The organism is Microbispora amethystogenes, assembly GCF_016863015.1.
Lineage (GTDB): Bacteria > Actinomycetota > Actinomycetes > Streptosporangiales > Streptosporangiaceae > Microbispora > Microbispora amethystogenes.
The window spans coordinates 289107-315931 of record NZ_BOOB01000003.1 but is presented as its reverse complement, the minus strand read 5'-3'; the positions used below and the strand labels follow the sequence as shown (position 1 = coordinate 315931).

21 protein-coding genes are annotated in these 26825 nt (G+C 73.4%); 8 read left to right on the top strand and 13 right to left on the bottom strand.

Translation table 11 applies throughout. The features are described 5' to 3' along the window. Positions 1 to 58 precede the first annotated feature (58 nt). From Mam01_RS02585 to pyrG, 4 genes are all read right to left on the bottom strand, one after another. Positions 59 to 952 (bottom strand): ParA family protein, encoded by an 894-nt coding sequence (locus tag Mam01_RS02585; protein WP_191910047.1) that lies wholly within the window; start codon positions 950 to 952, stop codon positions 59 to 61. 97 nt (positions 953 to 1049) lie between these two features. Then, positions 1050 to 1982: a site-specific tyrosine recombinase XerD gene (locus Mam01_RS02580; RefSeq protein WP_239100973.1), complete on the bottom strand. Its 933-nt coding sequence runs from the start codon at positions 1980 to 1982 to the stop codon at positions 1050 to 1052. A gap of 34 nt (positions 1983 to 2016) precedes the next feature. Then, complete coding sequence (locus Mam01_RS02575; protein ID WP_373868676.1) at positions 2017 to 2637, bottom strand: NUDIX domain-containing protein; 621 nt, start codon at positions 2635 to 2637, stop codon at positions 2017 to 2019. A 65-nt stretch (positions 2638 to 2702) separates the two neighbouring features. Further along, positions 2703 to 4373 carry a CTP synthase gene (gene pyrG, locus Mam01_RS02570; RefSeq protein ID WP_204283808.1) on the bottom strand — a complete coding sequence of 557 codons (1671 nt, stop codon included), beginning with the start codon at positions 4371 to 4373 and terminating at the stop codon, positions 2703 to 2705. A 155-nt stretch (positions 4374 to 4528) separates the two neighbouring features. On the opposite strand from pyrG, the gene Mam01_RS02565 reads away from it, so the two are divergent. Next, positions 4529 to 5215, top strand: a complete 687-nt coding sequence (locus Mam01_RS02565) for an acyltransferase (protein ID WP_204283806.1) — start codon at positions 4529 to 4531, stop codon at positions 5213 to 5215. An 86-nt stretch (positions 5216 to 5301) separates the two neighbouring features. Further along, positions 5302 to 5889: a Uma2 family endonuclease gene (locus Mam01_RS02560; RefSeq protein WP_204283804.1), complete on the top strand. Its 588-nt coding sequence runs from the start codon at positions 5302 to 5304 to the stop codon at positions 5887 to 5889. 103 nt (positions 5890 to 5992) lie between these two features. Here Mam01_RS02560 and Mam01_RS02555 read toward each other — a convergent pair whose 3' ends face one another. Next, complete coding sequence (locus Mam01_RS02555; protein WP_204283802.1) at positions 5993 to 6598, bottom strand: DUF4126 domain-containing protein; 606 nt, start codon at positions 6596 to 6598, stop codon at positions 5993 to 5995. Between the two features lie 322 nt (positions 6599 to 6920). On the opposite strand from Mam01_RS02555, the gene Mam01_RS02550 reads away from it, so the two are divergent. Next, a complete protein-coding gene (locus Mam01_RS02550) occupies positions 6921 to 7979 on the top strand; it encodes a serine hydrolase domain-containing protein (RefSeq protein ID WP_204283800.1) in 1059 nt (352 codons plus the stop codon). A gap of 159 nt (positions 7980 to 8138) precedes the next feature. Here Mam01_RS02550 and uvrB read toward each other — a convergent pair whose 3' ends face one another. Further along, positions 8139 to 10250 (bottom strand): excinuclease ABC subunit UvrB, encoded by a 2112-nt coding sequence (gene uvrB / locus Mam01_RS02545; protein WP_150933179.1) that lies wholly within the window; start codon positions 10248 to 10250, stop codon positions 8139 to 8141. 265 nt (positions 10251 to 10515) lie between these two features. On the opposite strand from uvrB, the gene Mam01_RS02540 reads away from it, so the two are divergent. From Mam01_RS02540 to Mam01_RS02530, 3 genes are read left to right on the top strand one after another with little or no spacing between them, the layout of a single operon-like run. Further along, positions 10516 to 11553 (top strand): hypothetical protein, encoded by a 1038-nt coding sequence (locus tag Mam01_RS02540; RefSeq protein ID WP_150933178.1) that lies wholly within the window; start codon positions 10516 to 10518, stop codon positions 11551 to 11553. A gap of 40 nt (positions 11554 to 11593) precedes the next feature. Continuing rightward, complete coding sequence (locus Mam01_RS02535; RefSeq protein WP_204283798.1) at positions 11594 to 12247, top strand: hypothetical protein; 654 nt, start codon at positions 11594 to 11596, stop codon at positions 12245 to 12247. After that, the gene (locus tag Mam01_RS02530; RefSeq protein WP_204283796.1) at positions 12220 to 13110 is read left to right on the top strand and encodes an inositol monophosphatase family protein; all 891 of its coding nucleotides are present in this window, start codon (positions 12220 to 12222) and stop codon (positions 13108 to 13110) included. Before Mam01_RS02535 ends, Mam01_RS02530 begins: the two co-directional genes overlap by 28 nt. 59 nt (positions 13111 to 13169) lie before the next feature. Here Mam01_RS02530 and Mam01_RS02525 read toward each other — a convergent pair whose 3' ends face one another. From Mam01_RS02525 to Mam01_RS02500, 6 genes are all read right to left on the bottom strand, one after another. Continuing rightward, the gene (locus Mam01_RS02525; RefSeq protein WP_204283794.1) at positions 13170 to 13775 is read right to left on the bottom strand and encodes an energy-coupling factor transporter transmembrane component T family protein; all 606 of its coding nucleotides are present in this window, start codon (positions 13773 to 13775) and stop codon (positions 13170 to 13172) included. After that, the gene (locus tag Mam01_RS02520; protein WP_204283792.1) at positions 13772 to 14446 is read right to left on the bottom strand and encodes an energy-coupling factor ABC transporter ATP-binding protein; all 675 of its coding nucleotides are present in this window, start codon (positions 14444 to 14446) and stop codon (positions 13772 to 13774) included. Before Mam01_RS02520 ends, Mam01_RS02525 begins: the two co-directional genes overlap by 4 nt. Then, positions 14447 to 15598: a thiolase family protein gene (locus tag Mam01_RS02515; RefSeq protein WP_204283790.1), complete on the bottom strand. Its 1152-nt coding sequence runs from the start codon at positions 15596 to 15598 to the stop codon at positions 14447 to 14449. It abuts the gene before it with no gap. A gap of 1 nt (position 15599) precedes the next feature. After that, a complete protein-coding gene (locus Mam01_RS02510) occupies positions 15600 to 17225 on the bottom strand; it encodes a class I adenylate-forming enzyme family protein (RefSeq protein WP_204283788.1) in 1626 nt (541 codons plus the stop codon). Between the two features lie 7 nt (positions 17226 to 17232). Further along, entirely contained in the window at positions 17233 to 17844 is a 612-nt protein-coding gene (locus tag Mam01_RS02505) for a biotin transporter BioY (RefSeq protein WP_239100972.1), read from the bottom strand. A 104-nt stretch (positions 17845 to 17948) separates the two neighbouring features. Next, positions 17949 to 18620: a TetR/AcrR family transcriptional regulator C-terminal domain-containing protein gene (locus Mam01_RS02500; protein WP_204283786.1), complete on the bottom strand. Its 672-nt coding sequence runs from the start codon at positions 18618 to 18620 to the stop codon at positions 17949 to 17951. Positions 18621 to 18668: 48 nt separating this feature from the next. On the opposite strand from Mam01_RS02500, the gene Mam01_RS02495 reads away from it, so the two are divergent. Beyond that, on the top strand, positions 18669 to 19682 hold the full coding sequence (locus Mam01_RS02495; RefSeq protein WP_204283784.1) for a glycoside hydrolase family 113 protein: 1014 nt from the start codon (positions 18669 to 18671) through the stop codon (positions 19680 to 19682). On the opposite strand, the gene Mam01_RS02490 is transcribed toward Mam01_RS02495, so the two are convergent. Then, positions 19672 to 20862: an ArsB/NhaD family transporter gene (locus Mam01_RS02490; protein ID WP_150933168.1), complete on the bottom strand. Its 1191-nt coding sequence runs from the start codon at positions 20860 to 20862 to the stop codon at positions 19672 to 19674. The genes Mam01_RS02495 and Mam01_RS02490 overlap by 11 nt on opposite strands. A 190-nt stretch (positions 20863 to 21052) precedes the next feature. Between Mam01_RS02490 and Mam01_RS02485 the strand changes: the two genes are divergently transcribed. Next, entirely contained in the window at positions 21053 to 26821 is a 5769-nt protein-coding gene (locus Mam01_RS02485; RefSeq protein ID WP_204283782.1) for a WD40 domain-containing protein, read from the top strand. Positions 26822 to 26825: the final 4 nt, after the last annotated feature.

Here is a 26825-nt window from a genome sequence, read left to right as displayed (position 1 = left end):
TCCTCCCCCGGCGCGAGCGCCGGCACCCACATCGTCGCCGGCACTTACCTCGTCAGGGTCAGACGCGGGCGGGCCACCGGGCCAGCAGCTCACGGGCCAGCTCACGGTAGGCGGTGGCACCCATCGAGCCGGGGTCGAACTGGGTGATGGGCTCTCCCGCGAGGGTGGCGTCCGGGAACCGCACCGTACGGTTGATGACGGTGTGGAACACCTTGTCGCCGAAGCCCTGCATGATCGTCTGAAGGACCTCGCGGGCGTGCAGCGTCCGGGGGTCGTACATGGTCGCGAGCAGGCCGTCGATCTCCAGGCTCTTGTTGAGCCGCTCCTGGACCTTGCCGATCGACTCCATCAGCAGCGCCACGCCGCGCAGCGCGAAGAACTCGCACTCCAGCGGGATCATCACGCTGTGCGCGCAGGTCAGCGCGTTGACGGTCAGCAGGCCGAGCGACGGCTGGCAGTCGATCAGACAGATGTCGTAGTACGGCAGCAGGGGCTCCAGCACCCGCTGCAGGGCGTACTCCCGCGCGACCTCGTTGACGAGCCTGATCTCCGCGCCGGACAGGAAGATGTTGCTCGGCAGCAGCTGCATGCCCTCGACGGTGGTGTCGAGCAGGACGTCCTCGACGGTGACGTCGGGCTCCTCCATGAGGAGGTCGTAGACCGTCGCCTCGAGCGGCCGGGGGTCGATGCCGAGCCCCACCGACAGCGCGCCCTGCGGGTCGAAGTCCACCAGCAGCACCCGCTGCCCCACCTCGGCGAGCGCGGCGCCGAGGTTGATGGTGGTCGTCGTCTTGCCGACGCCGCCCTTCTGGTTCACCATCGCGACGATGCGCGCGGGCCCGTGGGTCTCCGGCGGCGTCGGATCGGGGAACGCCGGGGTGGGACGGCCGGTAGGCCCGATCGCACCGCCGGGAGACCTCGCGGTCCACGTCGGCTCTGTGGTCGCAGTCACCTGTTGGTCCTCCCCTGACGGCCTCGAACCTGATCGAATCTAAAGGGTCGGCACGTATGCGGCAAGGCGGCGCGCCACGCGCCCGCGGATGCGTGCCTCAATGCAGGGCGCGGGGATGCGCCGCCGCGTAGACCTCGCGGAGCTTGTCGACCGTCACCAGGGTGTACACCTGCGTGGTGGTCACCGAGGCGTGGCCGAGTAGTTCCTGGACAACCCTAACGTCGGCTCCGCCGTCGAGGAGGTGGGTTGCGAACGAATGTCGCAACATGTGCGGCGACACGCCGGACAGTCCGGCCCGTTCCGCCGCCACCTGCAGCACCTCCCAGGCGCCCTGCCGGGTCAGCCGGCCGCCCCGCGCGTTGAGGAACAGCGCGGAGGTTCCCCGGCCGTGCGCGGCGATCCCGGGCCGCGCCCTGACCAGGTACGCGTCGAGCGCCTGGCGGGCGAAGCGGCCGAGGGGCACGATCCTGGTCCGCCCGCCCTTGCCGCGCAGCCGCACCTGGTCGTGGTCCCCGTCGCGGTGGCGGTCCCCGGCGTGGCCCGCGGGCACGTCGTCCACCGCCAGCCCCACCGCCTCGGAGATCCGGGCGCCGGTGCCGTACAGGACCTCCAGCAGCGCCCGGTTGCGCAGGGCGAGCGGGGCGTCGTCCGGCCCGCACGCGGCGATGAGCCGCTCCACCTCCGCCACGGTGATCGCCTTGGGAAGCCTGCGGAGCTGGCGCGGCGGGCGCACCTCGTGCGCCGGGTCGTGCCCGGCCACGCCCTCCCGCAGCGCGAAGCGGTGCAGGCCGCGTACGGCCGACACGGCGCGGGCGGCCGAACTGGCGACGAGGGCCGGGTGGTCGTCGTCGCCCTCCCGCAGCGCGGCGAGGAAGGCGACCACGTCCGCCTCGGCGACCTGCCCGAACGTCTCCAGCCCGCGCGCCCGGAGATACTCGACGTATCGGCGCAGGTCACGCCGGTAGGACGCGAGCGTGTTGGCAGACAGCCCCCGTTCCACCGCCAGATGGGCGAGGTAACTGGACAGCACCGCCTCGGGCTCGCTCAGGACGTCTCCTACGGAATCATGCCTCCGGCGCGCCGGCGGGACGAAGACCCTTGAATCCGTCGGCGGAAGCAGCGTACGCCGCGAGGATACCGGCGACGGCGGGAGAATTGTGGATCATTCCGCTCAGCGCCTTCTCGACCGCCGTGACCAGGGGAATCCAGACCGCCGGCATGTCGGTCTCCTCGTGCTCGCGCACGTAGGTGTTCTCCTCGTCGGGGATCGGCTCCACGTCGCGGGCGAGGAAGATCCGGATCCGCTCGTCCGACATGCCGGGCGACGTGGCGAGGTCGACCAGCGTGTGCCAGGTGCGCGCCCGGTAGGCGGCCTCCTCGGCGAGCTCGCGGGCCGCGCACTCCACCAGCGGCTCCCCCGCCACGTCGCGGATACCGGCCGGGAGCTCCCACATCAGGCGCCGCATCGGGTGACGGTACTGACGGATCAGCAGCACCCGGTCCTCGTCGTCGAGCGCGACCACCGCGACCGAGCCGGGATGGACGACGTAGTCGCGGTCGGCGACGACGCCGCCGGGCATCTCCACCGTGTCGGTGCGCACCGAGATGACCCGCCCGGCGAAGTGCCGGGTGGTGGCGACGACGTTCCAGGACTCCTCGACGTCCTCCACCTTCACCGCGTCCACGTTCCCCGCGTCCTCCGTATTCGCCGTGTTCGCCGTGTTCGCCGTGTTCGCCGTGTCCTCCACGCTCACTTGGCCCGGCCCGCCTTCGCCGCGTTCTCGCGCTCGCCCGCGTACTCGAGGGCGGCCTGGACCAGACCCGTGAACAGGGGATGCGACCGGGTGGGCCGGGAGCGGAACTCCGGGTGCGCCTGCGTGCCGATGAAGAACGGGTGCAGGTCGGTCGACAGCTCGGCGTACTCCACGAGGCGGCCGTCCGGCGACAGCCCGGAGAACACCATGCCGGCCTTCTCCAGCTGGTCGCGGTAGGAGTTGTTGACCTCGTAGCGGTGCCGGTGCCGCTCCTCGACCTTCGCCTTGCCGTACAGGCGCCGGGCGAGCGAGCCGTCCGTGAGCTTGGCCGGGTAGAGGCCGAGCCGCATCGTGCCGCCCATGTCACGCTCGCCGGCGACCACGTCCTTCTGGTCCGCCATGGTCGAGATGACCGGGTTCGCGGTCTCGGCGTCGAACTCGGTGCTGTCGGCGTCCTCGATCCCGGCCAGGTGGCGGGCCGCGTCGATGACCATGCACTGCATGCCGAGGCAGATGCCGAGCAGCGGGACGCGCCGCTCGCGGGCGTGCCGGATGGCGCCGACCTTGCCCTCGATGCCGCGCACCCCGAACCCGCCGGGGACCAGCACGCCGTCCACGCCGTCCAGCTCGCGGGCCGCGCCCTCGGGGGTCTCGCAGTCGTCGCTCTTGACCCAGCGGATGTTCACCCGGGCGTCGTTGGCGAAGCCGCCCGCGCGCAGCGCCTCGGTCACCGACAGGTACGCGTCGGGCAGGTCGATGTACTTGCCGACCAGCGCGATCGTGACCTCCTTGGCGGGCCGGTGGACCCGGCGCAGGAGCTGGTCCCACTCGGTCCAGTTCACGTCGCGGAACGGCAGGCCGAGCCGGCGCACCACGTACGCGTCGAGCCCCTCGGTGTGCAGCACCTTCGGGATGTCGTAGATCGACGCGGCGTCGACGGCGGAGACCACCGCGTCCTCGTCCACGTCGCACATCAGGCTGATCTTGCGCTTGAGCGAGGAGGTGATCGGGCGGTCGGACCGGCAGACGATCGCGTCGGGCTGGATGCCGATGCTGCGCAGCGCGGCGACCGAGTGCTGGGTCGGCTTGGTCTTCAGCTCCCCGCTCGGGCCGATGTACGGCAGCAGCGAGACGTGCAGGAAGAAGACGTTGTCACGGCCCACCTCGTGGCGGACCTGCCGTACGGCCTCCAGGAACGGCAGCGACTCGATGTCGCCGACCGTGCCGCCCACCTCGGTGATGACCACGTCCACGTCCGGCCCGGCCATACCCCGGATGCGGTCCTTGATCTCGTTGGTGATGTGCGGGATCACCTGGACGGTGTCGCCCAGGTACTCCCCGCGCCGCTCCTTGGCGATGACGTTGGAGTAGACCTGGCCGGTGGTGACGTTGGCGGAGCCGTGCAGTTCGGTGTCGAGGAACCGCTCGTAGTGGCCGACGTCGAGGTCGGTCTCGGCGCCGTCGTCGGTCACGAACACCTCGCCGTGCTGGAAGGGGTTCATCGTGCCGGGATCGACGTTCAGGTAGGGGTCGAGCTTCTGCATCGTGACGCGGAGACCGCGAAGCTTGAGGAGGCGCCCGAGGCTGGAGGCCGTGAGCCCCTTGCCGAGACTGGAGGCGACGCCGCCGGTGACGAACAGATGCTTGGTTTGTGCGGCGCTGCGCAAGAAGACTCCCGTGGTCGTTCGTAGAACCGGCGCTCCGGATGGACGCCGCCTGCCCACGGGCTCTCAGAATATCAAACGCTGGGCAACATTGGGCTTGTCACGTGCACTAATCCGCAATAGCGGGACAAGCCGACCAAGCGGTAACTTGTCGCGTTATGTCGTTCGTGAAGCGCGCCGTCGGCCGCATGGTCCACCGCTGGTGGGCCTACGTGCGGGAGGCGGCGGCCGTGACCCCCGCCGCCACCGGCGGATACCGGTTCCGCAGCCTCGGCGAGGGAGTGTGCATCTCGTTCCCGCAGGGCGCGATCTTCGGTGAGCAGTGGATCGAGATCGGGCCGCACACGCTGGTCGGGGAGCGCGTCTCGATCTCGGCCGGCATGGGGCCCGGCGTGGACCTGGGCCCTGACCCGATCGTCCGCATCGGCGGGGGCTGCTCGATCGGCCGGGGCAGCCACATCGTCGGCCACCAGTCGATCGACATCGGCGACGACGTGTTCACCGGCCCCTACGTCTACATCACCGACCAGAACCACGTGTACGACGACCCCGAGACTCCCATCGGCCGCCAGTGGCCGCGCAACAGGCCGGTCTCGATCGGCTCGGGATCCTGGATCGGCACCGGGGCGATCATCCTGCCCGGGACCCGGATCGGCCGCCAGTCGGTGGTCGCGGGCGGCGCGGTCGTACGCGGCGAGTTCCCGGACCACTCGGTGATCGCCGGCGTGCCCGCCAAGGTCGTCCGCCGCCACTCCCCCGGCGTCGGCTGGCACAGCCCCTCCGCGATCGCCCGCACCCCGCTCTCCCCACCCCACCCCGCAGGCCGACCCGCCCCCCTGTCCTGACCCTCCCCGAAAACGATCACCCACGGTCACGAACCATGCCAGGATCGTGATGACAGGTGACCGTCCGGGGACGAGAGGAATACGGGATGGCCGTGGCTCTGCCCGAGTGGTTCCATCCCGGCCCGCCCGGCGGGTGGACCGCCGACATGCTCGATCACCTTCCCCCCGGCGCACCCCGCCATGTCGAACTGATCGACGGCGCCCTCGTCTTCAGAGCTCCCCAAAGCGCCTTCCACATGCTCATGGTCACGTTGCTGACCGACCGCGACCATGGCATCCACCCGCCGGGTCATCTCGCGGTCGCCAGGGAGATGTCGGTGACGCTGGGGCCGCGCCAGCGACCGGAACCCGACGTCCTCGTCCTCAGGCGGGAAGCGCTCTCGGACCTGCGGAGGACCTGGTACCGCCCGGAGGAGGTTCATCTCGTGGTCGAGGTGGTCTCTCCTGAGTCGGCGGAGAGGGACAGGGTGACAAAGCCGATCAAGTACTCGAACGCCGGGATCAGATACCTCTGGCGGATAGAGCAGGAGGACCAGCACGCCGTCGCGTACACGTTCGAACTGGAGCCGAGCGTCAAGGCGTACGTGCCGACGGGCATCCACCGCAAGCGCCTCGTCACCTACGCGGGGTTCGACGTGGACATCGACCTGGACCTGAGCCAGTTCATGGGCTGAGCCGCCCTCCGGCGGGTTCACGCCCGGCCCAGAGCCGGCTCGGACCTGGCCGCCGTCGGGGCGGGCCCGGGCGCGGCAGGAGGTCGGATGGGCGGCGTGGGGGTCAGATGGGCGGGGACGCGGCACGGGCGCGGCGTGCCTCCCTGAAGCGCCGTACGCGGCGCAGCACCCGCCAGGCGACGAACGCCAGCACGGCCAGCGCCACCACGACGAGCACCGGCAGGAAGATCGCGATCAGGCTCATCCCGATCGAGCCGACGTCCTCGACGGTGCTCACCACCGGTGCGCCCACACCGGCCGTCGTGGCGTTGACCACCGGCCGGGCCCCGGCCTTGAGCAGATGCACGGCGAGGGCCACCGCGATGCCCAGAATCCAGCCCACCGCCGGGTGATCGGCCATCCAGGCCGAGTTGTCGACTTTGGCCGCGGCGGCCGTGGCGCTGAAGACCACCCCTCCGGACGCCGGCCGCACCGCCGTCTGGATCAGGTCGTTGACGTGGTCGACCACCGGCACCTTGTCGAGGACGAACTCGGCGACCAGCAGCACCGCGATGATCGCGAGGACCCAGGTGTCGGACAGCCAGGCGTACTCGTGCGGCAGCCGTACCGCGTCGGTCACGCGCGCCAGCACGCCGACGAGCAGCAACGGGATGTACGCGTTGAGCCCGGCCGCGGTCGACAGCCCGAGCCCGGTGAGCGCCGCGAACATGAGCCACCTCCTCGATGCGGCGGGAAACTCCCGCCTCCCCCTCAACGGACGACCCCGGCTCCATGTCCCCGGCGGTGCGTTCCTGTCCGGGCTTCGGCGGCCCCGCATACGCCTGATTTGCCGACGGATGGCCAGAAAAACATCACTATTTCGGTGATTTCCGGATGACCGCGATCGATGGAACGTGACAACACGCCCGCACCAACGTCCTTCCCTCCCCCAGCGGGCCTCCACCGATTGCCGGCACCGGCCTCCTCGTCCCGGCCGTGACCCGTCTCCCCACTCCTGAGTCCTCGTCTCGACCACCCCCGGAGGTTCTCCCGTGATCACTTCGCTGAGGCGCGCCGTGGCGCCGATCCTGACGGCGGTGGCGGTGCTGGCCTCCGCGCCGCTCCCCGCCGACGCCCACGTCAATGTCCAGGCCGGCACTCGGACCGCCGCCCGGGCGGGCGTTCAGGACCGCATCGACGCCGCGCTGCACCAGTGGATGACCGCCAACGGCGTCAGCAACGCCGGGCTCGCCGTGATGCGCGACAACGCCCTCGTCGGCTCCTACGGCTACAACGAGATATCGGCGGAGTCACCCGTCAACGTGGCCTCGCTGTCGAAGGCGATCACCGCCGTGTGCCTCATGTCGCTCATCGACAACGGGCGGCTCCGGTTCGACACGCGGCTCGCGACGATGCCGCCGGGTTTCCGGCTGCGCCTGGGATATCGGGCGAGCCGGAGGGCTCGCAACATCACCATCGAGCAGCTTCTCCGGCACACCAGCGGGATCACCTACGACCCCACGCAGAACGGGCTGGTCGGCGTCAGGAACGCCTCCTCCTCCGACGTGCCCCTCGTGCGCCGCGCCCTGGCGCGGCCGATCAGCGCCAAGCACGACGAGGTCTACAACAACATCAACTACGCGATCCTCGGCCTCGTGATCCAAAGCGTCACGGGGGAGCCGTACGAGAGTTACTGCCGCCGGATGGCGCTGGCGCCGCGCGGCGCGGCGGGCAGGATCGGCCCGGGCACCCGCGCCATGAAGGCGTTCGGCGGCTGGGAGATCTCGGCGGTCGACTACGCGATGTTCGCCCGCGCCTTCGACCCGCGCGCCCGGCTGCTCAGCCCCGCCGCGCACCGCTTCATCGACGCGTCCGCCGTCAGCGGCAAGCCGGCCGCGTCCCTGGGCGTGTACGTGGTGCCCACGGCGCATGGGCGCAACGTGTTCCACCACGGGAACTGGCAGTCCAGGGCGACCCGGCCGAACGCCTTCAGCGCCTTCTTCGCCATGTGGGACAACGGCATATCGGTGGTGGTGACCTACGACCGCAACCTGACGGACGCCGCCCGCGTCTCGCTGGACAACACGTTGCGGCAGGCCGCCTACAGCTGAGACCGGGACATCCGGCAGGCCACATCGGCCACCATCGGCGGCGTCGCGCACCGGGCCGCGTCCCAGGGCCGCACACGGCCCCTGCGCCGCCCAAACGGCTGACCCCGGCTCGGACCGGCGTCAGGTCACGCCGGTCCGTGCCGTGAGGGCCGGGCGGGGTTACTTGACGCCGGCCTCGCGCATGTCGCGGACCTCCCGCTTGAGTTCCTTGATCTCGTCACGCAGCCGGGCGGCCACCTCGAACTGCAGGTCGGCGGCGGCGGTGTGCATCTGCTCGGTGAGCGACTCGATCAAGGACTCCAGCTGGGCGCGGGGCATCTCGCCCGCGATCGCCTTCGCGTGCTGGCCCGCGCCGCGGGACGCGACCCCCGGCACCGGCGCCTTGCCCCGCGACTGCTGACGGCCGGCTCCGCCGAGAAGCTGGGCGGTGTCGGCGTCCTCGCGGACCAGGCTGTCGAGGATGTCGGCGATCTTCTTGCGCAGCGGCTGCGGGTCGATGCCGTTGGCCTCGTTGTAGGCGACCTGCTTGGCCCGGCGCCGGTTGGTCTCCTCGATCGCCCGCTCCATGCTCGGGGTGATCTTGTCGGCGTACATGTGGACCTGGCCGGAGACGTTTCGCGCCGCGCGGCCGATGGTCTGGATCAGCGAGGTCTCCGAGCGCAGGAAGCCCTCCTTGTCGGCGTCGAGGATCGACACCAGCGACACCTCGGGCAGGTCGAGGCCCTCACGCAGCAGGTTGATGCCGACGAGCACGTCGAACTCGCCCATCCGCAGCTCGCGCAGCAGCTCGATGCGGCGCAGCGTGTCGACCTCGCTGTGCAGGTAGCGGACCCGGATGCCGTTCTCGAGCAGGTAGTCGGTCAGGTCCTCGGCCATCTTCTTGGTGAGGGTGGTGACCAGGACGCGCTCATCCCGCTCGGCCCGGGCCCGGATCTCCTCCATGAGGTCGTCGATCTGGCCCTTGGTCGGCTTGATGACCACTTCGGGGTCCACCAGGCCGGTGGGGCGGATGACCTGCTCGACCACGTCGCCCTTGCTGCGGCCCAGCTCGTACGGCCCAGGAGTGGCCGACAGGTAGACGGTCTGGCCGATGCGCTCCAGGAACTCCTCCCACTTCAGCGGGCGGTTGTCCATGGCCGACGGCAGGCGGAACCCGTGGTCGACGAGGGTCCGCTTGCGCGAGGCGTCTCCCTCGTACATGGCCCCGATCTGCGGGACGGTCTGGTGCGACTCGTCCAGCACGAGCATGAAGTCGTCGGGGAAGAAGTCGAGCAGCGTGTGCGGCGCCGTCCCGGGCCCCCGCCCGTCGATGTGGCGGGAGTAGTTCTCGATGCCGGCGCAGGTGCCGACCTGGCGCATCATCTCGATGTCGTAGGTGGTGCGCATGCGCAGCCGCTGGGCCTCCAGCAGCTTGCCCTGCCGTTCGAGGTCGGCCAGCCGCTCGGCGAGCTCGGCCTCGATGCCGCCGATGGCCCGCTCCATCCGCTCGGGACCGGCCACGTAGTGCGACGCGGGGAAGATGTGCAGCTCGTCGTCCTCGGCGACGACCTCGCCGGTCAGCGGGTGGAGCGTCGCCAGCTTCTCGATCTCGTCGCCGAACATCTCGATGCGGACGGCCAGCTCCTGGTAGACCGGTATGACCTCGACCGTGTCGCCGCGCACCCGGAACGTCCCCCGGGTGAAGGCGAGGTCGTTGCGGGCGTACTGCATGTCGACGAGCTTGCGCAGCAGCTGGTCGCGGTCCATCTGCTGGCCGACCTTGAGCTTGACCATCCGGTCGACGTACTCCTGCGGGGTGCCCAGGCCGTAGATGCAGGAGACCGAGGCGACCACCACGACGTCGCGCCGGGACACCAGCGACCAGGTGGCCGAGTGCCGCAGCCGCTCGACCTCCTCGTTGATCGAGGAGTCCTTCTCGATGTAGGTGTCGCTCTGCGGGACGTACGCCTCGGGCTGGTAGTAGTCGTAGTAGGACACGAAGTATTCGACCGCGTTGTTGGGCAGCATCTCGCGCAGCTCGTTGGCGAACTGGGCGGCGAGCGTCTTGTTCGGCTGCATGACCAGCGTCGGCCGCTGGACCCGCTCGATGAGCCAGGCGACCGTGGCCGTCTTGCCGGTGCCGGTCGCGCCGAGCAGGACCGTGTCCTTCTCCCCCGCGTTGACCCGGCGCTCCAGCTCCGCGATCGCCGTGGGCTGGTCGCCGGACGGCGTCATGTCGGTGACGACCTGGAAGGGCGCGACCCTGCGCTTCAGGTCCGTCATGGATGTCATCGCCGCTCAGCTCCTCGCTCGCCCCGCCCACCGGCGGGAACCGGGGACACGCCCCGCCCTCCGCCGTTCACACCTCCATAACCTACGCGCGGCCACCGACATTTCCGGTCCCCTCCGCACGCCGGGGCCCCGCTCACGGCCCGGCGCGGGGGCAGCCGCACGTCACCCCGCCGCACCTTTGCCGGGGCATGACGCTCTCGTTACGATGCCAGCCGGGGCCGGGGATCACGAGATGCCGGGAATCACGGGATGGCGGGGCTGACCTATGGCGGGACTGCGAGCTGCCGTCGGCCAGGCCGCCGCGTGGGCGGGCAAGAACGTCGACGGCGCCATCGCCCTGGTGCTGGCCGTGGTGGTGGGCGTGCTGGGCGTGCTGCCCGACGACGTGCTCTCCGACAAGGTCAAGTCGCAGCTCGTCAGCGGCACCACGCTGGTCGTCCTCGCCCTGGTGGCGACCGCGCTGCTGCGCGACCGCGCCCGGCAGGAGCCGGTGGAGGAGGCCATGCACGCCACCTCCGGCGTCCTGGCGCGGCTGCCCGAGCGGCTGGGCCGCCTCGACCAGCTGGAGGAGCTGGTCGCGGGCACCCGCAGGGCGCTGGAGGACATGGCGGTCATCCGCATCCTGGGCAGCAGGCACGAGATCGCCCAGGCCCACGCGGACGCGCGGCGGGGCACCGACCACTGGACGTTCAAGGGCGGCACCGGCACCTACATGCGCGCCGTCACGCTCCCCGAGTGCGTGGCCGCCGCGCGGCGCGACCGGCGGCACCTCACGATCCGGATGGAGATCATCGACCCGACCGACGAGGCGGTGTGCGAGAGTTACGCGCACTACCGCAGGTCGTTGTCGGACCGCCCGGACGGCACCGGCGAGATGTGGACGACCGAACGCGCCAGGAAGGAGTCGTACGCGAGCGTCCTGGCCGCGTTCTGGTACCGCCAGCGGTACGGCCTGCTCGACATCGCGGTCGGCCTGTCCCCGGTCATGACGACCTTCCGCTGGGACATGTCGGACCGCTCCCTCATCATGACCTCCGAGGACCCCAACCGGGCGATCATCGCCTACAGCGGCTCGTTCTTCTACGGCAGTTGCGGCGCCGAGCTGCGCACCAGCTTCGAGCAGGCCCGCCGCCTGCCGATCGACCGCTACCGGTCGGTGCAGCTGAGCGACGAGCCGACCGTCGAGGAGGTCCGCAGGTTGTTCGACGGCGTCGAGCTTCCGCTGCCCAAGTCGTTCACCGACCGGGACGTGGTCGAGGTCACCCGCAAGGCACTGCGCGCCAAGGACCCGTACGCGCCATGAGACGCCGGCCTTCGACACGGCGGCCACCGAGACGCCGGCCATGAGATACCGGGAGGTGCTCGCTGTGCTGACGGGCGGGAACGCCCGCGAGTGGGCGCTCGGCGTGCTCACCGAGATCGCGGCGGGCGGCACCCCGATCCTGGGCGTGCGGCACCCGCTCGGGTTCCTCTGCCTGCCCGTGGAACGCGACGGCGGGCTCGGGGTGTGCGTGCACATCTGGACCTCCGCCGCGCGGCCCGCGCGCAGCACCACCTCACAGATCCACTGCCACAGCTGGGACCTGATCAGCCACGTCCTTTACGGCCGGGTGTGCAACGTGCAGGCCGCGCTCACCGACACTGCCGAGTCCCCCACCCACCGCGTGTTCGAGGTGGTCAGCGCCCCCGAGGGCGACGTCCTGCGGCCCACCGGCAGGACGGTCCGGTACGCCCCGGGGCGTGCCGAGGTCTTCGGGGCGGGAGACACCTACACCCTCGTCGCGGGCGCCTTCCACAGCAGCGTCATCCCCGGCGAGGGCGAGGCCGCCACGGTGGCCCTCGGCCGCGTCCGGCCGGAACGGGGAGACCTGTCGCTCGGGCCGCTCGCCACGCCCCTCCACCACGTCAGGCGGGAACGCCTCGACGCCGCCGACACCGCACGTGCCGCCGAGCTGGCCAGGAGAAGCCTGTGGACCTCGAACACGCAAGGCGGATAGCCGTGGAGGCCGCCCTGGCCGCCGGGTCGGCGCTGCGGGAGAGCGTGCCGGGCGCGGCCGCCGCCCGGCCGAAGGGCACGTCAGGCGACGTCGTGACCGACCTCGACCTGGCCGCCGAGAAACTGATCGTCGAACGGCTCCGGGCGGAGTTCCCGGCCCACCGGATCGTGGCCGAGGAGTCGGGCGTCCACGCCGGTTCCGCAGCCGGTTCCGCTGCCGGTTCCGCTGCCGGCCCGCACGGAGACGGACCGGAAGCCGACGGGTGGACCTGGCTGGTCGATCCCCTCGACGGCACGAACAACGTGGCGATCGGCCTCCCTGCGTACGTCGTGGGCCTGGCGCTGTGCGCGGGGTCCCGCCCGGTGGTGGGCGTCGTGCACGAACCGGTGTCCGGCCACACCTGGTCGGCCGTACGCGACGCCGGGGCGCTCGGGCCCGCCGGGCCGCTGACCGGGCCGCCGCGGCGGAACCTCCCGCACGGCCCGGTGCTGGGATGGACGCAGGGCCACGGGGTCTCCCGGCGCGACCCGGCGGCGCGGTCGCTGAGGATGACGATGGAGGTCCGCGCCCGGCGGGTGCTCCAGCTGTGGGCACCGCTGCTGTGCTGGGCGATGCTCGCCCGCGGCGACATCGACGGCATGATCGGCTACCACGCCGAGGGGCTCGACCTGCCCGCCGGGGCGCTGATCGCGCAGGAGGCGGGGGTGGAGATCCGCGGGTTCGACGGCCAGCCCTTCGAGGCGTCGGCCGAGGGGCCGCCCGAGGACCGCAGCTTCGTCGCCGCGCCGCCCGCCCTGGTCGGAGACCTCCTCGACCTGGTCGCCGAGGCCCGCCGCCTCGCACCGGCCCTCCCCCCGATCTAGCCGGAGGGTCCGGGACACCCGCCACCGGGCCGCAAGCCCTGAGCGCGGCAGCCGGGGGGTCAGTCGTCCAGGCCGCGGGCGGCGAGCGCCTCGCCCAGGGCGTCGGCGTGCCGCAGGGCGCCCACCACGAGCGGGACGGCGAAGGCGCGCGGGCTCCGTTCGACCCCTCTGGCGCGCTGGGCCTCCCTGACCCGGGTGGCCAGTTCCGCGACGACCGGCACGCTGCGCAGCGTGAGAGACAGCAGCAGCGACAGGCGGTACGGATCGAGCCCGGCGAACCTCGCGGGGGCGAGGCACCGCTCCAGGAAGGCCATGAGATCGGCCGTACGCGTCGTGAGGGTGACCAGCCCGGCGAGGGCGATCGCGAGCACGACGCGGAGCGTTGACGACACCGCGCCGGACAGGTCCGCGACCACCAGTTGCACCCCGAACAGGGCCAGAGCGAACCAGCGGACCGGCCGCACCTGCGCCCAGGCCGCCGTCACCCCCACGCCCGACACGGCGTACAGGGCCGCCACGACGACGGCGGCGACCGCCAGCGCGGCGGGCGGGCGCAGCAGCAGGAGCGCGGTGCAGCACACGGCGAGCCCGGCGAGCTTGACGCCCGCGGGCAGCCGGTGCAGGGGCGAGCCGCCGGGCACGTAGGCGCCGGTGAGGCCCTTCACGCCATCATCTTCCGGTAGTGGCCGATCGCGGTCGCGGGATCGGCGTCGGCGACGATCCGGCCCTGGTCCACCACGAGCACGCGGTCGAAGTCCTCCAGCAACGGAAGGTCGTGGGTGACCACCACCACCTGCTGCGGCAGGCTCCGCAGCACGCCCGCGACCTGCCGGGAGTGCCGCAGGTCGAGCAGGGTGGTGGGTTCGTCCATGACGAGGATCTCCGGTTCGAGCACGAGGACCGAGCAGAGGGCGAGCAACTGCTTCTGGCCGCCGGACAGGTGGTGCGCGGGGTGGTCGGCGTGCTCCGCGAGGCCGTACCTCTCCAGCGTCTCCCGCACCCGCCGCTCGGTCTCCTCGCGCGGCAGGCCCTTGCGCCGCAGCGAGAAGGCGACGTCCTCGGCGACCGTCGGCATCACGATCTGCGCGTCGGGGTCGGTGAACAGGAACCCGACCCCGCGCCTGATCCGGGCCGCGTGACGGCGCGTGTCGAGCCCGAACACGGTGACGCCGCCCGAGGACGGCAGCACCAGGCCGTTGAGCAGGCGGGCGAGCGTGCTCTTGCCCGAGCCGTTGGCCCCGACCACCCCCACCCGGCGCTCGGTCAGCGTGGCCGTGACGCCGCGCAGCACCTCCCGCTGCCCGAGCCGCACATGGACGTCCGTCAGCCGGATCACTCAAACCACCTCGAACAGGGCGGCGATCCCCAGACCGCCGCCGACCGCGACCGCCGCCAGGCCCAGCGTGCCCGGCGGCGCCCCCTCCCCGAGAAGCCGGCTGAACAGCCGGGTCACCACGACGGCGCCGCTCGCGCCCCAGGGGTGGCCGAGGGCGAGAGCGCCGCCGCCGGCGCTCACCCGGTCCGTGTCGGCGCCGAGCGGGTCGAGACCGAGCGCGTCGGTCACGGCGAGCACCTGCGCCGCGAACGCCTCCACGATCTCCACCGCCGCCACCCGCGCCAGGTCCGTCCCGGTCCGCTCCAGCACCCGCCGTACGGCGGGCACCGGCCCCCATCCGGGCAGCGCGGGGTCGCAGCCGGTCACGGTCCCGGCCAGCAGGCGCAGGCCGGGCAGCCCGGCCGCGGCGCGCAGCCGCTCCGGCACGACCGCCACGGCCGCCGCGCCGTCGCTCACCGGGGAGGAGTTGCCGGCCGTCACCGTGCCGCCCGGCACGAACGCGGCGGGCAGCCGGGCCAGCGACGCGGGCCTCAGGACGCGCGGCCGCTGGTCGTCGGTCCGGCCGCCGATCGGGACGATCTCCCGCTCGAACCGGCCCGCCTGGCGGGCGGCCAGCGCCCGCTCGTGGCTCCGGCGGGCGTAGTCGTCCTGGCGTTCCCTGGTCACGCCGTACGCGGCGGCGAGCGCTTCGGCCGCCGGGCCCATGTCGGGGTCCGGGTGGCCCTCCGGCGCGAACGGCGCCCGTTCGTACGGCACGCCCGGCTCACCCTCCCGCCGGCTGACCCGCAGCGGCGCGGTCGAGGCGCTCTCGGCCCCGCCGGCGACGACGAGGGCGGCCTCCCCGCAGCGTACGGCCTGGGCGGCCAGCAGGATCGCGGCGAGCCCGCTGCCGCACTGCCGGTCGACGGTGACGCCCGGCACCTCCGGCCCCAGCCCGGCGGCCAGCGCGCAGACCCGCGCCAGGTTGCCTCCGGGACCCGTGCAGTTGCCCAGCACCACGTCGTCCACCGGTACGCCGAGAGGCCCGGCGTCGCGGACCACCGCCTCGATGACCGGCGCGGCGAGCCGGTGGACCGGCACGGTCGCGAAGGCGTGACCGGCGGTGCCGATGGGGGTACGGCGGGCCGCCACGATCACCGGCTGATCGTCCATCTCAGCCGAGCCGCCAGATCTCCGGGCCACCGGTCTCCGGGCCACCGGTCTCCGGGCCGCCGATCATCGCGCCGCTGCTCTCCGGGTGGCTGCTCTCGGGATGGCCGTTGCCGGAGCTCTGGCTCGCGGAGCCGACGCTCTCGCCGGCGAAACGGGCGGCGAGGTGGGCGGCGAGCAGGCCGCGGGCCGGCTTCCCGGCGGCCGTGCGGGGCAGGGAGCGCGTGGCGTACCAGCGCCGGGGCCGCTGCGCCGGATCGAGTTCGGCGCGCGCCACCCCTTCCAGAGCCCCCCGCAAGAGGCCGTCGCTTCGCACGGCACCCTCGCCGCTCCCCTTGGCACCGCTCTCGGCAGCCCCCTCGGGGTCGTCTTCGGCGGGCCCACAGGCGCTGTTCGCGACGGTGCCGTCGGTGATCGCCCTGGCCGCAGTCTCGACGACCGTTTCCACGACCGCGGTGACGACCGCGCCGAGGTAGGGGTGCGGCGTGCCGACCACGACCACGTCGTTCACTCCGGGCACCTTCCTCAGCACCTCCTCGACGTCCTCGGGCACCACCGTGGCGCCGCCGGTCTGGATCGCGCCGTCGCCGCGGCCGCGCAGCCGCAGGACCTCGCCCGGCCGGTACGGCTCGGCGAGGTCGCCGACCGTCGTCCAGCCGTCGCCGTCCCGGCGCAGGGGCCCGGCGGCTCCCGCCAGATAGCCCTCGCACAGCCAGGGAGAACGCACCCACACCTCACCCAGGGCGTGCCCGGGCTCCGGCCTGACGTCGATCTCGACGCCGGGGAACGGCCGCAGCCCGCGGCCGTCGGCGTCCACGGCGACGAACGACAGCTCGGTCGCGCCGTAATAGGACACCACACGCACTCCGGCCCCCGCCGCGCGGGTCCGGGCGCCGGGGTCCAGGGCGGCCCCGCCCACCACGGCCGTACGCAGCGGGCCGCCGGCCGCCTCCAGCACGTCCAGCACCGCCGGCAGACAGTGGGGCACCACGTGGACCGCGGTGGCCCGGCTGAGCTGCCCGGCCAGCGCCCCGGGAGACCACCGGCCGGGCACCACCGCGGTGGCGCCCGCCGCCAGGGTGTGCGCCGCCGCGAAGCCGTACAGGGAGGAGACCAGCGGGCCGGGGATCAGCACGACGTCGTCCGGGCCGATCCCGGTCAGCTCGTCCAGGTGGGGGAACGACCCGGTCCAGGAGGCGCGGGTGCGCACCACCGCGCGCGGCCTTCCGGTGCTGCCGGAGCTGAAGCAGGCCCAGGTCAGGTCGCCCGGGGCCGGATCGTGCCGTACGGGCGGGCCGTCCGCCCCGGGCAGCGGGGCGTCGAAGCGGGCGGCGACGGGCACCGCGGCCATGACCTGCTCGCGCCGCTCCGCGCTCCACGTATGGTCGCACAGCAGCGGTGTGGCGCCCGCGAGGTCGGCGGCGAGCACGGCGACGAGCAGGTCCACCGGGTCGGCCTGGCCGGCCGCGACCAGCGCGCCGCGCCCGGCACCCCGGTCACGCAGATGGCGGGCGGCCCGTCCGGCGCGGCCGGCGAGTTCGGCGTAGGTCAGGTCGCCTCCGGGGCCGGACACCGCGACCTGGTGCGGACGGGCGGTGGCGTGGAGCAGGACCCGGTCGGCTACCGGCACGGGGGGATCACCGTCCCCCGGCCCGCAGCCGCTCGCGGTGCACCGCCGGGATCGCGTCCGGGTAGGCCCGCTGGGTGCCCCGCGCCACGACCGTCGCCAGCACCGCCTTGATCAGGTCCCCGGGCAGGAAGGTGGCGCTGAGCAGGGCGGTCTTGCCCAGGGAGAGCCCGGTGACCAGCGCCTGCACGGGGATGCCGCACAGGTAGACCACCCCGACGCCGCCCGCGAGGCAGGCGGCCAGCATCCGCATCGTGCCCGGGGCGCGGCCGCCGCGCTCGACGATCCAGCCGGTCAGGGCCGCCCCGGGGAGCCAGCCGATCAGGAAGCCGGCCGAGGGGCCGGCGAAGACGCCGAGGCCGCCGCGTCCGCCGGCGAGCAGCGGAAGCCCCGCGGCGACCAGCACGAGCAGGACCGCGACGGCGAGAGCGGACCGCCAGGTGCCCAGGATCGCCCCGGCGAGCATGACGCCGAGCGTCTGCAACGTGATCGGCACCACGTCGCCGAAGACGTTCAGCGTGCCCGGCAGGCCGAGCACGGCGATCAGCGCGGCGAAGACGCTGACCCTGGCGATGTCTCCGGCGGGGAGACGCCGCCGCGATGGGCGCTGTTCATCTGTCACGGGACGATCCCATACCAGGACCACCCTCCTGGCTCATGAGGATTTCGACAACTTTTTCCCGTGTCGTTCTCAACGGTGTCCATAGGCAACGTCCGGCAGGAAGATCAGGACGCGCCGGGCCGGGCGGCGGCGATGCCGTCGAGGACGCGTTCGAGCCCCTCGGCGAACGCCTCGTCCGGGCCGACCGCCTCGAACTCGGCGATGATCCACGCCAGCGTCGGATACCTCCCGGTGGCGACCGAGCGGGCGAGATAGGCCAGCTTCTCCTCCCCCGGCTCCGCCTCCGGGCCCGGCAGCAGCTCCAGTTGCAGGAAGCCCGCGATGTAGGCCCGGACCGCGTCCACCGCGTGGACGGTGAGCCGCGCCGGCAGCCCCAGCCGGGCCACGGCCGCGAACAGCCGCTCGGAGTAGGCGAGCCCGTTCGGCCCGTACGGCTGGCGGGTGCCGAGCAGCGTGACGTACCAGGGGTGACGCCGGGCCGTGCGCTGGGTGTCCCGCGCGATGGCCCGCAGTTCCTCGCGCCAGTCGCCGGGCGGAGGCGGCGGGATCTCGCCGCAGACCGCGTCCATCATCAGGTCGAGCAGGTCGTCCTTGGAATCGAGGTAGCCGTACAGGCGCATGGGGCCGGTCCCGAGCGCGGCGGCCACCCGGCGCAGCGACACGGCCTCCAGCCCCTCGGCGTCGGCGAGGGCGACGGCCGCGGCGGTGACGGCCTGCCTGCTCAGCCGTACGGACCGGCGTTCGCCCGGCTCGGGCCGCTCCCAGATCACACTCACTCGATACAGTGTATCGTGTCGATACGCTGTATCGAGAAGGGCGGAGTCATGCGGAAGGCGATCAACTACGACGTGGGCATCCGGACGACCGCCGACCGGCCCTCGCGGCCCCGCTTCGACGCGGGCCAGGTGCGCGAGGAGATGCGCGTCATCCGCCACGACCTCGGCTGCGCCGCCGTACGGATCTTCGGCGAGGACCTCGGCCGGCTGACCGTCGCGGCCGAGCACGCCCTCGCCGAGGGGCTGGAGGTGTGGTTCTCGCCCGACGCGCACAACGCCCGTCCGGGCGAGTGGCTGCCCTATCTGGCGCGGTGCGCGAGGGCCGCCGAACGGCTCCGCGCGGGCTCGGACCGGGTGGTGTTCGTCACCGGGCGGGAGCTGACGTTCTTCATGCGCGGGCTCGTCCTCGGCCGGGACGCCTTCGCCCGGATGCGCACGTTCACCTCCGTCCCCCGGCTCGTCGCGAACCTGGCGCTCAAGGGCTCGTTCAACCGGCGGCTGAACGGCTTCCTGGCCCGCGCGGCGCCGGTCGTGCGGGCGGAGTTCGGGGGCCGGGTGACGTACGCGGCGGGGCCGTGGGAGGAGGTGGACTGGTCGCCCTTCGACGTGGTCGCCGTGGACCACTACAGGGACGCGGGCAACGCCGCCGTCTACCGCGAGCGGATCCGGGCCTACCAGGCGCACGGCAGGCCGTTCGCGGTCACCGAGTTCGGCTGCTGCACCTACCGGGGCGCGGCGGCGCGGGGCGCGACGGCCTGGAACGTCGTGGACCGCGCGGCGGAGCCCGCCCGGCTGCGGGAGCCGCTGGTCCGCGACGAGCACGAGCAGGCCGCCGAGATCACCGGGCTGCTGGACGTCTTCGCCGAGGAGGGGGTGGACACGGCCTTCCTCTTCACGTTCGCGTCCTACAGCTATCCCCATCGTCCCGACCCCGCCCACGATCTCGACCTCGCGGCGTACGGCGTCGTCCGCTGCCTGCCGGACGGGTCGCGGGAGCCGAAGGAGGCGTTCCACGCGTACGCCGCCTGGCCGGGCCGGGTCGGCGGCGCGCTCAGCCGGTGAGGACCAGGACGGTCACCGTCGCGGCGAGGCCGGCCACGGCGAGGCCCGCGCCGGTGGCGACGAACTTGGCCAGCGGCACCCGCACGTCCCCCCGGCGGCACCACTCGAACCACAGCAGGGTCGCGAGCGACCCCCACGGCGTGATCACCGGGCCGAGGTTGGTGCCCGCGAGCAGCGACAGCAACTGCGTGTGGTTGGCCGCCGGGATGACCTGCTCGCCCGCGACGTACGCCGGGAGGTTGTTGACCACGTTGGACAGCGCGGCCCCGGCGGCGGCCGCGCGGTAGGCGCCGTCTCCGTCGCTCCCCACGCCGATGAGCGCGCGCATCACGTCCGCCAGGCCGAGGCGGCTGAGCGTCGGGACCACGAGGAACAGGCCGGTGACGAAGACCAGCAGCCGCCAGGGGACCAGGCCCCACACGAGCTTCGCCCGGTCGCGCCAGGCGAAGGCGGCGACCACCGCGACCGCCGCGACCAGGGCCGCGACGCCGATCTCGACGCCCGCCAGGATCGCGGCGATGAACAGCAGGCAGGCCACCCCGGAGACGCCGAACAGCACCCGGTCGGCCACCGGGACCGGCGGCGGCGGCTCGTACCGGTCCTCCCCCCGCTCGCCGCGCCGCCAGTAGAACACCCAGAGGAAGGCCATCGTGACCGCGATCGAGACGAGCTGGGGCGCCCACATCCGCGCGGCGAACTCCTGGGTGGTCAGCGCGACGCGGTTCATGGCGAGCAGGTTGGTGAGGTTGGAGACCGGCAGCAGCAGGCTCGCGGTGTTGGCCAGCCACACCGTGGTCATCACCATCGGCAGCGGGGCGATCTTCGCGCGGGGCGCCAGGGCCAGCATGACCGGCGTCAGCAGGACGGCCGTCGTGTCCAGGTTCAGGAATATCGTGACCAGGGAGGCGAACGCCGCGCACAGCAGGAAGAGGCTCGCGTAGCTGCCCCGGCCGACGATCGCGATGCGGGTCGCGATGACGTCGAAGACCCGCGCCTCCTTGGTCAGCTCGGCGAGCACGATGACCGCGCCGAGGAACAGCAGCAGGGGCGCGATGCGCTCGACGCTCTCCCTCGCGGTCTCGGCCGGCAGCAGGCCGGTGGCCACGAACACCAGGCCCGCCGCGAGCAGCCCGAACCTGATCCAGTCGAGAACGCTCAGCCTCCGCAGCCCGGTCGCCACGCGGACACCCTATCCCGCACGCCGAGATGATCGAACCCCTCCAAACCGTCGGTGACAGCGGGAATACTGGGCCCCATGACGCACGTCGATGGGGGCGGCCGGTGGGTGATTGCGGCGAACAGGGCATGATCGGGCGAATCACCAGGCAACGGGCGGTCCGCCTACCCGGGCCGCCGGGTGAGGGGGCGGCATGAGCGGGCGCGGGGACGCCAGAACGGAGATCTTCGTCAGCTACTCCCCCGCGGACGAGCGGTGGGCGACGTGGATCGCCTGGCAGCTCGAAGCCGCCGGCTACCGCACGATGCTCCAGGCGTGGGACTTCGTGCCCGGCACCAACTTCATCGACTTCATGGACCGCGGCGTCAGCGAGGCCGACCTGGTCGTCGCCGTGCTCACCCGCAACTACCTGGGCTCGCGGTACGGCAGGCTGGAGTGGCAGGCGGCGCTGCGCGCCGCTCCGGACAACCCGTCCAACAAGCTCGTGACGGTCCGGCTGGAGGACTGCCCGCTCGACGGGCTGCTGTCCACGATCACCTGGGTCGACCTCCTTGGCGTGACCGACCCCGGCGAGGCGCGGCGGCTGCTGCTGACCCGGATCAGGCAGGCCCTGGCCGGGCGGGCCAAACCGGACGAGCCGCCCCGGTTCCCGGCCGCGTCCGCCGACGGCTCACCGGGTCCGCACGGCCCGCGTGCCCTCCGGCCGCCCGCCGACCCGGTGCCCGCCGTACGGATCCCCAGGGCACGCCGGGCCCCGGCCGCCGAGCCGGCGTTCCCGACGGCCGGCCGCGCGGGCGGCGCGTCGTCGGTCACCGTGCTGCACGTCGCCGGGCCGCGCTTCGGGCGCGGGCTCGCGGAGGCGGACGAGCCGCTCGACGCGGGCGAGTTGCAGGCGAGCGTGTGGGCCGACCTGACCCGCCTCGCGGACGCCGGGGTGCCCCGGCCCGACCTGCTCGTGGTGACCGGCGACCTCACCGAGTCGGGCAGCATCCGCGAGTGCGAGCAGGCGCTGGCGTTCCTCACCGGGCTGCGCGTGCTGCTCGGCCTCGAACCCGGGCGCCTCGCCGTCGTCCCCGGGCCGCGCGACGTCACCAAGGCGGCGTGCCGGGCCTACTTCGCCACCTGCGAGGCCGACGACGTGCGCCCCCAGCCGCCCTACTGGCCGAAGTGGCGGCACTTCTCCACGCTCTTCGGCGAGCTCTACCAGGGCCTCGACGGCCCCGCCTTCGACAGCGCCCAGCCGTGGACGCTGTTCGAGCTGCCCGAGCTTCGCACGGTCGTCGCCGGGATCAACTCGACCATCGCGATGAGCCACCGCGAGGAGGACGCCCACGGCTTCGTCGGCGAGGCCCAGGCGGCGTGGTTCGCCGAGCGGCTGCGGCCGTACGACGGATGGCTGCGCATCGGCGTCGTCGCCCATCCCCCGCGCCCCGGCCTGCGCGACGCCGACACCCTGCAGCGCCTGCTCGGTTCCCGGCTCGACCTGCTCGTCCACGCGCGGGACGCGCGGCGCGACGGCCCGGCCGAGGCCGGGGAGCTGGACGGTCTGCCGTGCGTGCCGGCGCTCGCTCCGGGACGCCACCAGATCCTCCAGTTCACGCCCGAGGGGCTGCGCCGGTGGACCCGCGACCGGCCGGAGCTGCGCGAGCCGGAGGTCCTGGCCTACCGCTGGCGCGGGTGGCGCCCGCAGAGCCCTCCGCCGCCGGTCGCGGAACCGCCGGAAGTGGCCCCCGAGGAGCCCGCCGGCCCGGCCGACCTGCTGCTCGACCTCATCGCCGAGGTCTGCGAGACCCGGTTCGAACGCGCCAAGATCAAACGGGTGGCCGGCGACCCGCCGCGCCTGCTCGTCACCCACCCCGAGGACGGCTTCGTCCGGCAGGTCCTCGTCGGCGCGCACGCCGGGGAGCCGGGCGAGGAGCACGTCGAGGCGTTCCTCGGCCACGTCCACGCGGCCGGGCTGGAGCACGCGGCGGAGCTGGTCTACCAGGGCCCGCCGCCACCCCGGGCGTTACGCGACGACGCCCTGCGGCGCGGGCTGCGCCTGCGCAGCTTCACCGAGTTCCAGGGCCTGCTCGACCTGTCGGCGTACGTCGCCGGGCAGACGGCGCGGCTGCGCGGCGACCGGCGTTACCCGCCCGAGCTGTACGTGCCGCAGCGGTTCCGCGAGCTCGACCGCAACGGCGGCGAGGTGCGCGACGACCTCGGCGGCGAGCTGATGCGGCTGCTCGCGGCCGACCACGGGCGGTTCGTGCTCGTGCTCGGCGACTTCGGCCGGGGCAAGACGTTCTCGCTGCGCGAGGTGGCCCGGCGCATTCCCGCCGAGCTGCCGCACCTCACCCCGATCCTGATCGAGCTGCGCGCCCTCGACAAGGCGCACTCGGTCGCCGGGCTGGTCGCGGCGCACCTCGCCAACCACGGCGAGGAGCTGATCGACCTCAAGGCGTTCCACTACATGCTGCGCCAGGGCCGCATCGTGCTGCTGTTCGACGGCTTCGACGAGCTGGTCACCCGCGTGACGTACGAACGGGCGGCCGACCACCTGGACACCCTGCTGCGCGCGGCGGAGGACAAGGCCAAGATCGTCGTGGCCGGACGGACCCAGCACTTCAAGTCGCGCAGCCAGGTGATGACCGCGCTCGGCGAGAAGGTCGGCCTGCTGCCCAACCGCCGGGTGCTCGGCATCGAGGAGTTCACCGAGGAGCAGATCCGGGCGTACCTGTTCAACCGGTACGGCTCGCGGGAGGCGGCCGACGACCGGATGGCCCTGCTCACCGGCATCGCCGACCTGCTCGGCCTGGCCCACAACCCCCGCATGCTGAGCTTCATCGCCGACCTGCCGGAGGAGCGGCTGCGAGCCGTCGCGCGGGCCGGGGAGACGATCAGCGCGGCCGGTCTCTACCAGGAGATCCTCGACACCTGGCTGGCCTTCGAGGAGGAGCGGGTCGGCGGCGTGGCCGGGGCCCCCGGCGGGCTCACCCGCGAGGAGCTGCGGCGGGCCACGACCACCCTCGCGCTGCGGCTGTGGGAGACCGGCGAGACCTACCTGCGGCCGGCCGAGCTGGCCGAGGCCGCCGACACGCTCACCGGCCTCGCCGCCGACCCGAGGACCCCCGCGCCGTACGGATCGGGCGGGGCGGCGGGGGCGGCGCGGCTGACGCCGGAGCAGGCCGTGCACGCGGTCGGAGCGGGCAGCCTGCTCGTGCGCACCGACGAGGGGTTGTTCGGCTTCATCCACGCCTCGGTCGCCGAGTGGCTGGTCGCCCGGCATCTGGCCGAGTCGCTCGGCGGGTCTCCGATCGGGACCACCGGCGGACCCTCCGGCTGGCTGGGCCTGCGGCCGCTGTCCACGCTGACCGTCGACTTCCTGTGCGACCTCGCCGACGCGTCCCGGCTGCAGGCGTGGGCGGCCAGGACGCTCGCCTCCCCCGCCTCCGGCGACGTCGCGCGGGCCAACGCCATCAAGGTGACGACCCGGCTGCGCACCTCGGCGCGCACCGACCTGCGCGGGGCGCGGCTCAGCGGTGAGGACCTGTCGTACCGCGAACTGCAGGGCGTGGATCTCACCGGCGCCGACCTGACCGACACCCGGCTCGTCGGGGCCGACCTCTCCCACGCCGTGCTCAGGGACGCCCGGCTGGCCGGCGCCCGCCTGGACGAGGCCGTGCTGGTGGGCGCCGACCTGCGCGGCGCCGACCTCACCCGGGCCCGGCTCGCCCGCACCGACCTGCGGGACGTCGCCGTCGAGGGCAGCCGCTGGGACCGAGCCGCGATCGTCGGCTCCACCGGCGTCCCCGTCGCGGCGCCGGAACTGCGCGGCGCGGCCGTCGCACCCGCCGTACCGGCCGGGCCCGGCGGCCGCGGGAGAGCGGGCGACCCGGTCGGCGCCGAGCCGGCCCCCGCCGTCGTGGGCGTGCCGTACGGCTACCACTTCGAGAGCAGCCGCCTGCCGGAGCCGGTCGCCTACCACCCCGACGGCGGCGTGCTCGCGCTCGGCGGTGAGGACGGCGGCGTGCTGGTCTGCGACGCCGTCACCGGGTCGGCGCTGCGCACGCTGCACGGCCACCGCGGCCGCGTCTACAAGGTCGTCTACGGCGAGGCCGGTCTGGTGACCGGCGCGAGCGACGGGACCGTGCGGGTGTGGGACCCGCACACCGGAGCGCCGTCCCACGTCCTGCACGGCCATCCCGAGGGGGTGTGGCCGGTGGTGACCTCCGGCGACCTGATCGCGGCCGGCGGCGCCGACGGGGTCGTCCGGGTCTGGGCGTCCGGGGAGCTCGTGCGGGAGCTGCCGGGTCACAGCGCCCCGATCTACACCGCCGTGTTCCTGCCGGGACTGCTGGTGACCGGCGACCGCGCGGGGGTGATCCGCGTGTGGGACCTCGCCACCGGGCAGGTGCGCCATCACCTGACCGGTCACAGCGGAGCCGTCTACCGGCTCGTGCTCAGCCCCGACGGCACCCGCCTGGCCGCCGGGGACGGGCAGGGCGTGCTGCGCCTCTGGGACCCGCGCACCGGCGCCGCGCTGCACGAGCTGACCGGGCACCCCGGGCGGATCTACTCCCTCGCCTTCCACCCGGAGGGCCGGCTGCTCGCCTCCGGCGACACCGAGGGAGCCGTACGGCTGTGGAACCCGGTCACGGGTGAGGCGGCCGGCAGCCTGCCGGGGCACCGCGGCGCGGTCTACCAGGTGCTGTTCGACCCCACCGGGGAGCTGCTCGCCACCGGAGACAGCGACGGCGTCGTGCGGCTCTGGGACTCCGTCACCGCCCAGGCGCGCGCCGAGCTGACCGGCCACCGGGGATCGGTGTGGCCGTTCGCCTTCCGCCCGGACGGCCGGCAACTCGCGACCAGCAGCAACGACGGCACCGCCCGACTGTGGGACCCGAACACCGGGCAGTGCGCCCAGACGCTGCGCGGGCACGGCCGCCGCATCACCTCGGTGCGCTTCTCCGCCGACGGCGGCATGCTCGCCGCCTGCGGCAACGACGGCTACGTACGCCTGTGGGACCCGGCGACGGGACGGCGCCTGCGATCGCTCACCGGGACGGCCGACCGGCTGGTGTCGGCCGTCTTCAGCCCGGCCGGGCCGCTGCTCGCGACCGCGAGCAACGACGGCGGGGTCTACCTGTGGAACCCGGTGGCGGGGGTGTACGAGCGCGAGCTCAACGTGGAGACCGACCACGTGTGGGCCGAGGCGTTCAGCCCCGACGGGGAGCTGCTGGCCACCGCCAACGACGACGACAGCGTGCGGCTGTGGTACCGCCCCACCGGGCGGCAGGTCGCGAACCTCTCCGGCCACCGGGGACGGGTCAGGTCGATCGCCTTCGACCCCGGCGGGCGGTTCGCCGCCACCGGCTGCGACGACCGCCGGGTGCGGCTGTGGGACCTGCGGACGGGCCGGTGCACGGCGACGCTGGACGGCCACGGCGACCGGGTCTACGCGGTGGCCTTCTCCCCCGCGGGCGGCCTGCTGGCCAGCGCGAGCAACGACGGCACCGCCCGCCTGTGGGACCTCGCCTCCGGCGAGTGCGCGCACGTGCTCGACGGCGGCGGCCGGCTGTGGACGGCCGCCTTCAGCCCGTCCGGCGACCTGCTCGCCACGGCCGGCGACGACCTCGCCGTCCACCTGTGGGACCCGTCGACCGGCGCCCGCGTCGGCTCCCTCGCGGGCCACGGCCGCCGGATCTGGTCCGTCGCGTTCCACCCCTCGGGCGACCTGCTCGCCAGCGGCGGGGACGACGGCGTGGTGATCCTGTGGGACGTCCCGCGGCGTACGCGCCGCACGACCCTGCTCGGCCTGCCGGAGGGGTGGGCCGCCTTCTCCCCCGGCGGGCTGTACAAGCTGGAGGGCGACGTGACCGGCCAGTTCTGGTTCGTGATCGGCATGTGCCGGTTCGAGCCGGGCGAGCTGGACGAATACCTGCCGGAGGTCCGGCGGCTGGCCCTGGACGAGCCCTTCTGACACG

What these genes read in the sequence shown, in the direction of transcription:
- Mam01_RS02540 (WP_150933178.1), top strand. Translation starts at nt 10,516, where the DNA reads ATGGCGGGACTGCGAGCTGCCGTCGGCCAGGCCGCCGCGTGGGCGGGC.
- Mam01_RS02555 (WP_204283802.1), bottom strand. Translation starts at nt 6,598, where the DNA reads ATGTTCGCGGCGCTCACCGGGCTCGGGCTGTCGACCGCGGCCGGGCTC.
- uvrB (WP_150933179.1), bottom strand. Translation starts at nt 10,250, where the DNA reads ATGACATCCATGACGGACCTGAAGCGCAGGGTCGCGCCCTTCCAGGTC.
- Mam01_RS02495 (WP_204283784.1), top strand. Translation starts at nt 18,669, where the DNA reads ATGCGGAAGGCGATCAACTACGACGTGGGCATCCGGACGACCGCCGAC.
- Mam01_RS02515 (WP_204283790.1), bottom strand. Translation starts at nt 15,598, where the DNA reads ATGGACGATCAGCCGGTGATCGTGGCGGCCCGCCGTACCCCCATCGGC.
- Mam01_RS02535 (WP_204283798.1), top strand. Translation starts at nt 11,594, where the DNA reads ATGAGATACCGGGAGGTGCTCGCTGTGCTGACGGGCGGGAACGCCCGC.
- Mam01_RS02560 (WP_204283804.1), top strand. Translation starts at nt 5,302, where the DNA reads ATGGCCGTGGCTCTGCCCGAGTGGTTCCATCCCGGCCCGCCCGGCGGG.
- Mam01_RS02565 (WP_204283806.1), top strand. Translation starts at nt 4,529, where the DNA reads ATGTCGTTCGTGAAGCGCGCCGTCGGCCGCATGGTCCACCGCTGGTGG.
- Mam01_RS02485 (WP_204283782.1), top strand. Translation starts at nt 21,053, where the DNA reads ATGAGCGGGCGCGGGGACGCCAGAACGGAGATCTTCGTCAGCTACTCC.